Annotated in this window: 12 protein-coding genes; 3 read left to right on the forward strand and 9 right to left on the reverse strand. The window is 58.3% G+C overall.

Going from position 1 to position 13780, the window contains the following annotated elements:
* Positions 1–102: 102 nt before the first annotated feature.
* Together GBK02_RS13980 and GBK02_RS13985 are read right to left on the reverse strand one after the other, a co-directional pair.
* On the reverse strand, positions 103–768 hold the full coding sequence (locus GBK02_RS13980) for a response regulator transcription factor (protein WP_203467236.1): 666 nt from the start codon (positions 766–768) through the stop codon (positions 103–105).
* Between the two features lie 2 nt (positions 769–770).
* Positions 771–2711: a type IV pili methyl-accepting chemotaxis transducer N-terminal domain-containing protein gene (locus GBK02_RS13985; RefSeq protein ID WP_203467237.1), complete on the reverse strand. Its 1941-nt coding sequence runs from the start codon at positions 2709–2711 to the stop codon at positions 771–773.
* Positions 2712–2845: 134 nt separating this feature from the next.
* Here GBK02_RS13985 and GBK02_RS13990 point away from each other — a divergent pair, with 134 nt between their 5' ends.
* Positions 2846–4306: a sensor domain-containing diguanylate cyclase gene (locus GBK02_RS13990; protein ID WP_203467238.1), complete on the forward strand. Its 1461-nt coding sequence runs from the start codon at positions 2846–2848 to the stop codon at positions 4304–4306.
* 65 nt (positions 4307–4371) lie between these two features.
* Here GBK02_RS13990 and GBK02_RS13995 read toward each other — a convergent pair whose 3' ends face one another.
* The 3 genes from GBK02_RS13995 to GBK02_RS14005 form a co-directional block, all read right to left on the reverse strand.
* The gene (locus GBK02_RS13995; protein WP_203467239.1) at positions 4372–5172 is read right to left on the reverse strand and encodes an ABC transporter ATP-binding protein; all 801 of its coding nucleotides are present in this window, start codon (positions 5170–5172) and stop codon (positions 4372–4374) included.
* A 14-nt stretch (positions 5173–5186) separates the two neighbouring features.
* Positions 5187–6143 carry a nitrate ABC transporter permease gene (gene ntrB, locus GBK02_RS14000; RefSeq protein ID WP_239003039.1) on the reverse strand — a complete coding sequence of 319 codons (957 nt, stop codon included), beginning with the start codon at positions 6141–6143 and terminating at the stop codon, positions 5187–5189.
* A 61-nt stretch (positions 6144–6204) separates the two neighbouring features.
* Positions 6205–7386: a CmpA/NrtA family ABC transporter substrate-binding protein gene (locus tag GBK02_RS14005; RefSeq protein ID WP_239003040.1), complete on the reverse strand. Its 1182-nt coding sequence runs from the start codon at positions 7384–7386 to the stop codon at positions 6205–6207.
* Here GBK02_RS14005 and GBK02_RS14010 point away from each other — a divergent pair.
* Positions 7379–7669, forward strand: a complete 291-nt coding sequence (locus GBK02_RS14010; RefSeq protein ID WP_203469455.1) for a hypothetical protein — start codon at positions 7379–7381, stop codon at positions 7667–7669. The two genes, GBK02_RS14005 and GBK02_RS14010, sit on opposite strands and share 8 nt — an antisense overlap.
* Positions 7670–7778: 109 nt before the next feature.
* On the opposite strand, the gene GBK02_RS14015 is transcribed toward GBK02_RS14010, so the two are convergent.
* Both GBK02_RS14015 and GBK02_RS14020 read right to left on the reverse strand, forming a co-directional pair.
* Positions 7779–8354 carry an ANTAR domain-containing response regulator gene (locus GBK02_RS14015; RefSeq protein ID WP_203467241.1) on the reverse strand — a complete coding sequence of 192 codons (576 nt, stop codon included), beginning with the start codon at positions 8352–8354 and terminating at the stop codon, positions 7779–7781.
* Positions 8355–8362: 8 nt separating this feature from the next.
* Entirely contained in the window at positions 8363–8743 is a 381-nt protein-coding gene (locus tag GBK02_RS14020) for a sirohydrochlorin chelatase (protein WP_203467242.1), read from the reverse strand.
* Between the two features lie 299 nt (positions 8744–9042).
* Between GBK02_RS14020 and GBK02_RS14025 the strand changes: the two genes are divergently transcribed.
* A complete protein-coding gene (locus GBK02_RS14025; RefSeq protein WP_203467243.1) occupies positions 9043–10617 on the forward strand; it encodes a bacteriohemerythrin in 1575 nt (524 codons plus the stop codon).
* A gap of 3 nt (positions 10618–10620) precedes the next feature.
* On the opposite strand, the gene GBK02_RS14030 is transcribed toward GBK02_RS14025, so the two are convergent.
* Positions 10621–12309: a bifunctional protein-serine/threonine kinase/phosphatase gene (locus tag GBK02_RS14030; protein ID WP_203467244.1), complete on the reverse strand. Its 1689-nt coding sequence runs from the start codon at positions 12307–12309 to the stop codon at positions 10621–10623.
* Positions 12310–12364: 55 nt separating this feature from the next.
* Positions 12365–13579: a NarK/NasA family nitrate transporter gene (locus GBK02_RS14035; RefSeq protein WP_203467245.1), complete on the reverse strand. Its 1215-nt coding sequence runs from the start codon at positions 13577–13579 to the stop codon at positions 12365–12367.
* Positions 13580–13780 lie beyond the last annotated feature (201 nt).

Here is a 13780-nt window from a genome sequence, read left to right on the forward strand (position 1 = left end):
CAAAAACAAGCGTCGACCGCAACATTGCATTGCCATCGACGCTTGCCTTTTTGCCGGTCAGAGAAGTGCAGCCGGGACGACCAGCCAGCACGTCACGTTGCGTTAAGAATTGCGGTTCTGTCCGTAACCGTGTTCGACCGCATACAGCGCAACCTGAACGCGGCTGGTCATGTTCAGCTTCTTGAAAATATTCTGTACATGAATCTTGACCGTGCTCTCAGCCAGATCGAGCGTGCGGGCAATTTCCTTGTTGCTGTCGCCTTGCGCCAGACAAATCAGGATATCGCGCTCACGCGGTGAAAACTTGTCCCGCTCGGGCAAGGCCGGTGCCTGCTTTGGCTGGCTGCGTACGCCCTGGATCAGCTTCGCGGTCATTTGTGGCGAAACGATGGAATCGCCTTGCGCCGCCCGGCGAATGGCATCGACCAGCGTATCGGTTTCAATGTTTTTCAGCAGATAGCCGCTCGCTCCGGCGCGCAACGCCTCCATCAGGTCCTGCGCATCTTCCGATACTGTCAGCATGAGCACCCTGACTTCGGGATTCTCCTCGGTAATCACCTTGACGGCTTCGAGTCCGGAAACTCCCGGCATGTGCAAATCGAGCAGGACCACATCCGGCTTCAGCGAGCGAGCCCGCTTGATGCCTTCGAGGCCGTCCCCGGCTTCATCGACAACAACAAAATCCTCATTGCGTTGCAGCAGGGACTTGATGCCGCTGCGAAACAGCGTGTGGTCGTCGACCAGTAGTACATGTATTTTTTCGTTCATTTTCAGGTCGCTCCCATAGTTTCCCGAGGCAAATTCAGCGTAACACGGGTGCCTCTCCCGATTTCGGAGTCAACGCGACACTCGCCGCCAACCCGGTAAGCGCGTTCGCGCATGATTTTCAAGCCGACATGACGATCAGACAGCACATTCGGCTCGTTGACCGTATCAAATCCAACACCATCATCCTTGACCTCGACCGTCAGGTGCCCCTGGTCTCGATGCAACATGACATTAACATTTGACGCACGGGCATGCTTGCGGATATTCGAGAGTGACTCCTGAACGATATGCATGATCTGGACTTCATCTGTCGAACCAAACGGCGAGCCGCTACCAATACGCTCGAAGGCTGTCTTGATACCGGTTTGTCCTTCAAATTTTTCCAGGGCCGCCTGAATCGCAGAATCAAGGTCCGACTGGTGCACACGCGTCCGGAAGTGGACCAGCAGCTCGCGCACATCGTCATAGCTTTCCTGCACCCCCTCACGGAGTTGCCCGGCTGTTTGCATTGCTTCATCCAGACGGCCCTTGCGCAGGGAGTCCTGGAGCAATTGAACCTGGATATTGAGGAATGCCAGGCCCTGGGCAATCGAGTCGTGCAACTCCTGGGCCAGCAGATTACGCTCTTCGGAGACAGCCAGTTCACGCTCGCGGGACATCAGGCGCTGGTTTTCGATCGCAACCCCCAGATGTTGCCCCAGGGTTTCCAGCAAATAGATATCGCGGTCCGAAAGTGCCTGCGGGCGACGGAAATACAGGTTGTACACCCCCAGACGCTGCTTGTTGTAGAGGATGGTAAATGCGGTTGCCGTTGCAAAACCCTCACGGATGCAACTCCGCAGCTTCATGCCCGGTGGCGGATTTGCCGTCTGGAAAGTCGCTGTAATCCCGGTCTGGATGACCTCGCCACAAAGGCATTCGCCACAATTCAGCTCAGCCTCAATGGCGACGAACTGGTCTGACAAGCCCTCGTGTGCCATCAGGTAAAGGGTTTCTTTATCTGCGGCATAGAGCCGCACCGCGCCGCCATCGGCGCCCAATGCGGTTTTGATCCGGTCGAGAAACCCCTGGCAGATATTTTCCAGATTGGCCGGCTGAGTCAGGAATGCGGTTTCTTCGTAAAGAATTCTCAGCTCGCGATTGCGCTGGGCCAGACTTCTGGTTTCTGCCTCGACCCGCTCTTCCAGCGTACCGTAGGCGTTTTGCAGATGTTCGGCCATCTGGTTGAAGCCTTGCGCCAGACTTCCCAATTCATCATTCGAGTTGGCCGGCAAACGAACCGAGAGATCGTTGCTGGTCATTCGGCGCATGCCCGCCAACAAAATGCCAATCGGCGTAATGACCAGACGGATGAAAAAGCGGATCAGAATGCCTGTACCGATAATCGCCAGGAAAACCAGTGCCGCCTGAACCGTCCGCAAAAGGTTGGTATCGTGGGCGTAACTCCACTCCATCGACAGGACCAACTCGTTGATACTGCTGACAAAGCCTTCAATTTCATCATCAAAGCGATCAAGGGCAGCATCGCGCTGTTTGAGATCGGCTGACAAATAATTCAATACCAGAGGGCGGACTTTCGCCCCCCAGGCCTGGGACACGATGCTCAACTGATCCTGGACCTGTGCGTTGCGCGGCGGAGAAAGGGGACGGACAGGGTCGCCCAGTTGCAGATCGCGCAGCACCTTGTCGAACAGATCCAGTTCCCCGCTCAGAATGGTCGACAAGTCCTGGGTCGTCATTTTTTGCTCGACCCCGCGCGCCATCAGATGGCCAATGCGATAAGTCCGCATGCGCAGGCTGCCGGCGTCATTGATCGCGGCAGCGACACCTTCGAGCTGCCAGGAAATCAGTAAAGTCAGACCGATTGCCGTCATTGCCACCATGAAAAAGGCAATCAGCATTCCGACAATTTTTTTCGACAGTTTGCCGGGATTGGCGAACATCAATACGTTCCCTGTACAAGAGGTTCAAACATTAGCGCCACTTTCATCAATCCCACAAGGACGCATATCAAAATACGCACGACGCACTGTCATGGATTCTCGCCCGGCTTTGCCACATAATCAGCGAAATGAAGATGACGACCAGAATATTCAATCACCGCAGATTGCTTCTACTACTGAGCCTGTTGCTCAGTGCGGGGTTTTTTGCCACCACACTGTTTGGTTATTTCGTATCCAAGGATGCGATCCGCTCAGCCATCATCGGACAGGATTTGCCACTCACGTCGAGCAATATCTATTCCGAAATCCAGAAAGACCTCGTCCGCCCGGTTTTGATCTCGTCCACCATGGCGCATGATACGTTCCTGCGCGACTGGGTGCTGAAAGGTGAGCGGGATGTCGGTGCGATGGCCCAGTATCTCGGCGAGGTCAAAAAACGCCACGCTGCATTCAGCAGCTTCTTCGTTTCAGAGAAAACCGGCCACTACTATACCGGTGAAGGCATACTCAAACACGTGTCAGCCAGCGAACCGCGCGATGCCTGGTATCACCGCGTCCGCGACATGAAACAGGATTATGAAATCAATGTTGATCCCGATCTGGCGAACAAGGATGCGCTGACCATTTTCATCAATTACCGGGTATTCGATTTTGACGGAAATTATATCGGCGCCACCGGTATCGGACTGACGGTCGATGCCGTCCGCCACCTGATTGCCAGTTACCAGCAGCGCTTCAACCGGACAATCTACTTTGTCGATGCAAGTGGTCACATCGTCCTCTTCGGCAATCAGCCAGGCCGGGAAGCTGATTTGCACAAAGCCCAGGGTATTGGTGCACAACTCGACACCATCCTGCGCGAAAAGGCCGGCTCGTACCAGTTTGTCGCCAACGGTGACAATCACGTACTCAACGTCAATTACCTGAGCGAATTGAACTGGTATCTTTTCGTCGAGCAAAATGAAGATGCCGCCCTTGCCGGCATTCGCCAGACGCTCTATGCCAATCTGGCAATCAGTCTGGTGGTGACCTTGCTGGTCATCTTCCTGACTCACATCGCACTCGGACGCTACCAGTTCAGAATCGAGGAAATGGCCTCGAAAGACAAGTTGACCGGGCTGCTCAACCGCCATGCCTGCTCGATCATTCTTGACCGCCTGCTCGCCGCCTACCGCCGCACCCCGAAACCGATCAGCATCTTGCTGGCCGACGTCGATCACTTCAAGGAGATCAACGATCGCCATGGCCATCGGGTGGGCGATCAGGTTTTAAGCGGTATCGCCCGGCAAATACGGGGGAGCATCCGCGAATCCGATGTGGCGGTGCGCTGGGGAGGTGAAGAGTTCCTGATCATTCTTCAAGCCTGCGACCAGACCGAAGCCGAACATTTGGCTGAGAAATTGAGGGCCTCGGTGGCCGAATGCATTCCCGACCCGACCGATCCCGACATCCGGATTACCGTCAGCATTGGCGTCAGCCAGTTCGATGGCGCTGAGTCGCTTGACCAGACCATAGACCGGGCCGATGCAGCGCTCTACTCTGCCAAGCAAAGCGGACGCAACCTGGTCTGTACGGCAGCGGCGCATGCGGCATGAAAAACCCGCCGGTTTGATCCGGCGGGCAAGTACGGTGCAGGCGTAGAAGACGCCGTACCAACGACTCAGGCGACCAGCTTTTCGACGTGCGCCTGCTTTTCGTAGAGGAACTCAAGAACCGCAGCACGATACCGGATGTAATCCGGGTCGTGCGCCAGCGTCAGGCGATTTCTCGGTCTGGGCAGGTCGACCGTGAGAATCTCGCCGATCGTCGCGGCCGGGCCGTTGGTCATCATCACGATGCGGTCAGAGAGCAGCACGGCCTCGTCGACGTCGTGCGTCACCATCACCGTCGTCGCCTTGGTTGCCTCGCAGATCTTCATCAGCTCGTCCTGCAGCTTGGCGCGGGTCAGCGCATCGAGGGCGCCGAACGGCTCATCCATCAGCAACACCTTGGGCTGCATCGACAAGGCACGGGCGATGCCGACCCGTTGCTTCATGCCACCGGAGATTTCATTCGGGTACTTGGCGCTGGCATGGTCAAGGCCGACCAGATTGATGGCAGCGGCAGTCCGTTCCTTGAGCTTGGCCTTGCCTTCCTTTTCGCCAAACACCCGCTCGACGGCGAGATAGACGTTTTCGAAGCAGGTCAGCCAGGGCAGCAGGCTGTGGTTTTGGAAAACCACGGCACGCTCCGGCCCCGGACCGGCAATTTCACGGTCTTCCAGCAACAGCACGCCAGTACTCGGCTTGGTCAGCCCGGCGATCAGATTGAGCAGCGTTGATTTGCCGCAACCGGAGTGACCGATCAGGGTGATGAACTCGCCTTGCTTGATGGTCAGGTCGATGTCGCGCAGGGCGACAAACTTGCCCTTCTTGGTGTCGAAGGTCTGGCCGACGCGTTGAACTTGTACGAATTTTTCCATGATGTTCTCCCGGATCAGGCGGATTCTTTGGTCAGCTTCTTGGCGAGCATGATCAGGCTTTGCTCGAGAATCAGGCCGACGATACCGATGACGAAGATGGCGATGATGATGTGCTCGACCTTCAGGTTGTTCCACTCGTCCCACACCCAGAAGCCGATGCCGACGCCGCCGGTGAGCATTTCAGCCGCAACGATGACCAGCCAGGCGGTCCCGATGGACAGGCGGATACCGGTGAGCATGTAGGGCAGCACAGCCGGGAAGAGAATCTTGGTAACGACCTTCCACTCCGACAACGCCAGCACGCGGGCGACGTTGAGGTAGTCCTGCGGCACGCGCTGCACGCCTTGTGCCGTGTTCATGATCATCGGCCAGATGGAGCAAATGAAAATGGTATAGGTGGCAGCCGGATCAGCCTTTTTGAAAACGAGCAGGCCGATCGGCAGCCAGGCGAGCGGCGACACCGGGCGCAGCAGGCTGATGATCGGATTGATCATCGCCGACAGGAAAGCCGAGCGACCGAGGATGAAGCCGAGCGGAATGCCGACCAGCGCGGCAAAGCCGAAGCCGATACCGACGCGTTGCAGCGAGGACAGGATGTTCCAGCCAATGCCCTGATCGTTCGGCCCGTTGCGGTAGAACGGGTCGGTAAACAACGCGACTGCCGCATCCCAGGTTTGCACCGGGCCGGGAATGCTCCCCCCTTTGTGGGTGGCGACATACCAGATACCGAGCAGGATCAGCATACCGAGGCTGGGCGGCAATACGGCCCGCAGGAGGTTGTTGATTCTTTCACCGAACGCTACGCCGCTCGGCATCGTTGCTGTTTTTTCCATTATTTTTTCCTTGGCTGGCACTGCAGCAAGCCCGGCGACCGAGTGGCTGCCGGTTTCCCCCGCCGGGAGACTTGCCTGCGGGTTGCGGTCGACCGCTTTTTCAAGGCCGAAATCACCGTTCATCGTCGTGGCATTCATGGTTCTCTCCTTGTGGCCGGCCATACCTGAATCAAGCAGGCATGGCCGCTTTTAAGCCGCGTTAAGCCTTCACCTTGAAAGCATCGGCGTACTTGGCCGGGTCCTTGCCATCCCAGACCACGCCGTCGACCAGCTTGCTGCTGCGCATGTCGCTCTTCGGCAGGGCAACGCCTGCGGCAGCCGCACCCTGCTTGTAGATATCGACACGATTGACCTGCTTGGCCACGGCCAGGTAATCCGGATGGCTCTTCAGCAAACCCCAGCGCTTGTGCTGCGTCATGAACCACATGCCATCCGACAGGTAGGGGAAATTCACCGCCCCGTCGTTGAAGAACTTCATGTGATTCTTGTCGTCCCAGCTCTTGCCCAGACCGTTCTGGTAACGACCGAGCATACGGGCGACGATGACCTCGGTATCGGTATTGACGTAGGACTTCTGGGCGATCGTTTCGGCCGTCTTCTGCTTGTTCGGCAGCGAGGCATCGATCCATTTGCTGGCGTCGAGAATCGCGGCGACCACGGCACGCGCCGTATTCGGATTTTTCTGCACCCACTCGGCCGTCGTCCCGAGAATCTTTTCCGGGTGATCAGTCCAGATATCCTGCGTCGTCGTCGCCGTGAAGCCGATATTGTCCATGATCGCGCGGTTGTTCCACGGCTCGCCGACGCAATAGCCATCCATGTTGCCGACGCGCATGTTGGCAACCATCTGCGGCGGTGGCACGGTGATCGTCTTGACGTCCTTGAGCGGGTTGATGCCGTTCGCCGCCAGCCAGTAGTACAACCACATGGCGTGCGTGCCGGTCGGGAAGGTCTGCGCGAAGGTATATTCACGCTCCTTCTTGGCAAGCAATTTGGCCAGGCTGGGGCCGTCGACCGCGCCCTTGTCCTTCATCTGGTTCGACATCGTGATCGCCTGACCATTGGTATTCAGGGTCATCAGATTGGCCATGTCCTTCTTCGGCCCGCCGATACCGAGCTGCACGCCGTAGACCAGGCCGTACAGCACATGGGCGCAGTCGAGCTCACCATTGACCAGCTTGTCGCGCACCGAGGCCCAGGAAGCCTCCTTGGTCGGGATGATCTTGATGCCGTACTTCTCATCGAACTTGTTGACCGCCGCCATGACGACGGAAGCACAGTCAGTCAGCGGGATGAAGCCGATACGGACTTCCTTCTTTTCGGGGGCATCCGAACCTGCAGCCCAGGCCGCGCTGCGTACACCAGGAGGAACCATGGACATGAGCGACGCTCCCAATGCAGCTGACACAAAATCACGGCGCGAAAAAGAGGATGACTTTTCCACGGCACCTTCAACAACCAGTTTCTTGTCTTCCATTGCTTGCTCCTTGATAACGAAAATCCAAAAACAAACGGGCGTCGCATCTGTCCTGCGCTTTGGCAGTACAGATGGACGCCCTTGTCCTGTGCGCTGGCTTTTGCTCAGCGCTTGCCCGGTCGCCATTGACCGTGCGTTTAAAAGGACTATTGCAATGGCCGTGCCAGGATTAGTTAAAAGGAACTAGATAAATATAACTACATGGTTTTAAATGGATTTTTGTCGAATCGCCGGTCAGAAAACTCGCCGGACGAATGCACTGTTGCGGTGCAACAAGGCGGCCCAACCGCACAGCTTTAGAGCAGCACGCGCGCCATGTCGATTACGTCGCGCGCCACTTTGGCCATACTCTGGCCGCGCTCCATGGCCAGCTTGCGCATCGCATGGTAAGCCGCGTCCTCATCGAGACCGCGCGCCTTCATCAAAACGCCCTTGGCCTTGTCGACCAGCTTGCGGTCGGTCAACTTCTTGGATATTTCATCAAGCTCGCGACGCAACGCCTGGGTATCTTCGAAACGTGCCCGGGCAACCTCGACGATCGGCTTGATCCTTTTCGGGTCGAGGCCATCGACGATATACGCCGAAACGCCGGCCTTGACGGCATCACGGATGGTTTCCTGGCCATCTTCCTGGGTAAAGATGACGACCGGACGCGGCATGTCCTTGTTCATCGTTGCCAGATGTTCAAGGGTGTCGCGACTCGGACTTTCCGTGTCGATCAGGATCACATCCGGCTGCAGTCTTTCGACCTCAGCCGTCAGATTGTCGGCGCCGGCCAGGATGGCTGCGACCTGATAGCCGGCAAGCGCCAGCCCGGCACAGATTTCTCCGGCCCGCGAACGGGATTCATCAATCACTAGGACAGTAAGCATGCCGGACTCTAAGCAAACTCCGAACCAGCTGCCCCAAGTGCGGCTTCAGCCATGGCCTGAACAACAATCTCGTTTTCGCCGATCACCCCGCTCAGTGAAAAATCGACGTCAGGATAGGTCGACCGCAGCGCATCGAGGATTTCTGGAGTTTCCTTCTTCAGATGGCCACCACGGGCAATGAACATCGGAATCACGACGATCTTTTTCGCCCCCTGCGCGATCAGCTGACTGGCACATTCCGGCAGGGTCGGCGTCATGAATTCGAGAAAAGCCAGTTCGACGGGCGCATCCGTCACGCGCAAACGCATCGCAGCCTGAACCCGCCGCATCGGATTGGCCCATTCCGGATCGCGGGCACCGTGGGCAAAAAGAATCAGGGCTGTGGTCATGGTTTATCTCTCCAGAAAGTTGGGCGGATTATCCCGCCCACCGCCCGATTAGGCCAGATCGATTTTTGTCCGGCGGCCAAGCCGTCTGAATGCGGCGTAATCGCCATCCTGCCCAGACAAATTAAATCCTTTTGACCTAAGTCAGACGACGTAGATCAATATCCCTCTAAGCTGCACGGCGTTGTTTTTCACACTTTTCACTGATCAGGCAATTAAAAACGGAAATTGTCTTTTTTTGCAAATCCCAAGCGACGAGATTTTGCTCATCAATGTTCTAGTCATGGCAAAAAACTGAAATCATGAACAAGGATCAGGAAATTCTGGCCGTCAGCCGACTGGTTTTCGAGTTGACCAAGATCGGCAGTGTCGATGCCGACCTCGACCGTCTGCAGGCACGACTGTTCGATCTGCTGCACGCCCTGCCGGGCATTCGCGTCATTCCCAAGAGCGCCCTGCTGCTCTTCAATCCGCGTCATCGCCTTGTCCAGGTTGCCCAATTCGGCTTGCCCGCAGCTTGGGGACGCGCCAGCCAGCAGGGCAACGAGATCGATCCGTCACGCACCTTCGACCCGCATGCCCGTCTTGGTACGCCGGCCACGCACCGGCCGGCCCTGTCGCTGGTTGGCGTCGAGGACAACGCCCCCTGCCTGACCCTCCCGCTCAGCGACAACGGAAAATCGATCGGCTACCTGCTCATCTTCATTGAAGCAGACTGGCTCCCCGATGCAGTTGAACTGGAATTCATGAGCGACCTGGCGCAAGCCGTTTCAATGCTGGTATCGCGCAGCATGGTGAACGAAACGCTGCGGGTCCGCGAAGTCGAACTCGAAGATGCCCGGACCGATGCCATTCGCCGCCTGGGAACGGCATCGGAATACCGCGACAACGAAACCGGCATGCACATCATGCGCATGACCCACTACGCAACCAGCATCGCCAAGGCGATGGGCTTGTCGCTCGAACTGCGCGAACTGCTCGCCATCTGCGCCCCGATGCACGATGTCGGCAAGATCGGCATTGCCGACGCCATTCTGCTCAAGCCGGGCCGCCTGACGCCCGATGAGTTCGAAGTGATGAAAACGCACACCGAAATCGGCAAGCGCCTGCTCGAAGGCAGCGATGCGTTGATTACTGCCGCCCGCGACATTGCGGCTTACCACCACGAGCGTTGGGACGGCACCGGTTATCCGTACGGCCTGCGCGGTGAGGAAATTCCGGTATTGGCGCGCGTTTGCGCGATTGCCGATGTCTTTGATGCCCTCACGTCGATACGTCCCTACAAGCGCCCCTGGTCATTCGAAGATGCCATCGCTTACGTTCACCAGGAGTCCGGGCGTTATTTCGATCCCTCCGCCGTTGCGGCTTTTGACCGGGCCATGCCCGAGATCATCCGCATCCGCGAACTTTACCGGGACGACATCATCGATCCGAATCAGGCACTCGATCTTCCGCCCGTAGCCTACCGCGAAGATCGCTGGGTCGCCTGGGATGAGGCGCTCAGTGTCGGAATCGATGTCATCGACGAGCATCATCGCTACCTGTTCGACTTGACCAATGACCTGTTCGACGTGGTTGCAGCAAAACGCGGCGCACGCGATGTGGCCCGCATCCTGAAGGCGCTGGACCAGTACGCCCAGGTTCATTTCCGGGCCGAAGAGCGGATGATGGCCCACCACGCCTACGGCGAACAGGACAGGCAGCACGCCCAGCACCGTGATTTTGAAACCCGGCTCGACGAGTTTTATGGCGAACTGCACGACAACCCGCTGACCGCACAGTTCGATGTCCTGATTTATCTGCGCGACTGGCTGATCAAACACATCAAGCTGGAAGATGCCAAATTGAAGGAACTGGTCACCGCCAACCGGGAATGACGCTCAGCGCAGCAAAATCAGCCACAACACCAGGTTGACCGCGAGAGAACAGGCAGCCACGCCTTTCCAGAACACCAGCGGATTGCGCTGGATCAGCGGCTGTCTGCCCGGCGGCGCAATCGGCCGACTGGCGCCGCGCTCAAGCGCCAGGATGAACTCTTCTGCCGTTTCAAAGCGGTCCTTGGCCTGCCTGGCGACACTTTTGAGCAGGATGTTTTCCAGCCAGCCGGGAATTTCAGGACGCCAGCGCGTCGGCCGCGCCGGATCACCGAATTTCGGGGTCTGGAAAGGCTCGATCTCGCCATACGGATATTTGCGGGTCAGCAGGTAATACAGCACGACACCGGCGGCATAAAGATCATTGGCCGCGGCCGGCTCGGCATTTTCAAACAGCTCCGGCGCCATGTAAGACGGCGTGCCGGCCTGGCCGACAGGCTCGTCCGGCTTGCGCTCACCGAGGCTGACGGCAACGCCCAGATCGAGGACGCGCAAGACACCGTCCTGCCCGAGATGGATATTGTCGGTCTTGATGTCGCGATGCACGATATCCAGCCGGTGCAAGGTGGCAATCGCACGCAACAGGGCAACGCCGAGGCGGACCACCTCGCCGACCGGGAAATGCTGTCCGGCATCCAGCCTGTCCTGCAAGGTGGCACCGGCATGCCAGGTCATCAGGTAATACAGGCAGCTGCGCTGGTCGGCCGGTACGACTTGTGGAAAGAACGGTGAAACGACGCGACGGGCGCGCCACTCCTCCATCAGCAAGGCGGAGGCGGCGGCGGTATCGCCTTCCATGCTGGCCTGCAAGGTCTTGAGGACCAGCAACTGCCCGTTACGCTGATTTTTGACGCGATAAAGCAGGGTTTCCCGCGCATCGTGCAAAACCTCTTCGATCAAAAAGCCATCCAGCTCATGCCCCGGCTTGAGACGATGCGGCAAAGGCAGGCTGACTGCACTTTCGAGACTATCGCGCAGACCGGCCGGCGGCAGGGTCAGGATATCCAGCACGACGGCCGTGGCGTTGTCGTGCCCGCCCTGGGCCAACGCCAGGCTGGTCAGGGCGGCGGCAGCACCTTGCGGCTCGGGATGATCGAGCAGCACTTCGCGCATCAACGCATCCGGCAAAACGCCCCAGACGCCATCGGAAACCAGCAAAAAACGGTCGTCGACCGCAAGATCGCCATCGGCAAAATCCATCAGCACGCGTGGATCCAGGCCGATGGCGCGGGACAGCACGTTATTCAGCTCGGGATGTTCCCAGGTGTGATCGACGGTCAGGCGATCGAGCCGCCCCCCCTGCAAACGATAGATGCGGCTGTCGCCGATATGCGCCGTATAAAAACGACGGCCGCGCACGACCAGCGCCGACAAGGTCGTTGCCATACCGGTCAGCTCGGCATCCCGCCCGGCTTCGGCAATGACCCAGCGATTGAGGGCGGTCGTCACCGTTTCGATGGACCGCGGCACGCCCCAGGTATCTGGCGTGGCAAAGTAATCGGCCAACAAACCGCGTACCGTATATTCAGCCGCCTCGCGTCCGCCGCGATGGCCGCCAATGCCATCGGCAACCGCCGCGATGACGCCCTTGTTTTCGAGCTCCAGCCCCTCCGGCGTGGCGAATCCGGCGTAATCCTCATTCCGCTCGCGAGGTCCGGTCAGGGAGGCTTGGCCAATGGCAAGTTGTAAGGGCATGATCGACTCGAATGAAAAAAGCGGCGCAAACACTGCGCCGCCGGGTGACTTTACGTCAGATTTTGGCGGCCGTCAGATGACTGGCTCCCCAGGTGGTGCGCCAGCGGGTCTTGACGCCGGTCAGGCCAACCAATGCAAGCACAGCCAGGGCGGCAAAAATCATGAAACCCATCTGGTAGCTGCCGGTGATCTGGCGGGAATAACCAAGGCTGGAGGCCAGGTAGAAGCCGCCCACCCCACCGGCCATGCCGACCAGGCCGGTCATCACGCCGATTTCCTTGCGGAAACGCTGGGGCACCAGCTGGAATACCGCACCATTCCCTGTCCCGAGAGCCAGCATGGCACCGACGAAGGCGACCAGTGCCATCCACGCTTCCGGCAGGCCGAGGCTGACGATGGCCAGGAAGATGGCGGCGAAGATATACATCACGGTCAGCGATTTGACGCCACCGATACGATCAGCCAGATTGCCGCCGATCGGACGAACCAGCGACCCGGCAAAAACGCAACCGGCCGTAAAGAACCCGGCGGTTTTCGGATCAAGCCCGTACTGGGTGTTGAAGTAGATGACCAGCGATGAAGCCAGGCCAACGAAACCGCCGAAAGTCACCGAGTAGAAGAACATGAACCACCAGGCATCCTTGTCCTTGAGCACTTTCAGGTACTCGGCGAAAGTCTTCGGCGGCGGCGCGTCGGGCGCATCCTTGGCCATGAAGCAGAAGGCGATCAGGACCAGGATCAGCGGAATGAGCACGATCCCGAACACATTGGTCCAGCCGAAGGCGGCAGCCAGGCCGGGGGCGAACAAAGCCGCCAGCGCCGTCCCGGAGTTGCCGGCCCCGGCGATGCCCATCGCCGTGCCCTGATGTTCGGCCGGATACCAGCGTGAAGCCAGTGGCAGGGCGGCGGCGAACGAGGCGCCGGCAACGCCCAGGAAAACGCCAAGGATGAGTACTTCGTTATACGAATGCACACCAATCAACCAGGCATAAGCCATGGCTGCGATGACAACGACCTGACCGATGATGGCCGCTTTTTTCGGCGACAGACGATCAACCAGGATGCCCATGACGATACGCAACAAGGCACCGGCCAGCACCGGCGTGGCGACCATCAGGCCCTTCTGGGCGTGCGTCAGGCCGAGATCCTTGGCGATGCCGATACCGAGCGGACCGAGGATGACCCAGACCATGAAAGCCAGGTCGAAGTAGAGGAATGCCGCCAGAAGCGTGGGCGTGTGGCCGGCTTGCAGGAATGATTTTTTGTCCATTTTGGGTCTGTTTTCCGGGTTGACCGCGCAAACACCCTTGGGGTGCGGGAACGGTCGTTGAAGGGGGATGCTTGCTTCAGCGCATGGCTTCGTCGCCACCAGCCCACCCTCGTTGGCGGAAATCGCTGTGATGCCTGGATATCGCAAGCGCCGTGCCAGCCGACCAACCTACTGATTTATATGAACAATGAAGAATCGCAC

It is taken from the genome of Dechloromonas sp. TW-R-39-2 (assembly GCF_016864195.1).
Classification (GTDB): domain Bacteria; phylum Pseudomonadota; class Gammaproteobacteria; order Burkholderiales; family Rhodocyclaceae; genus Azonexus.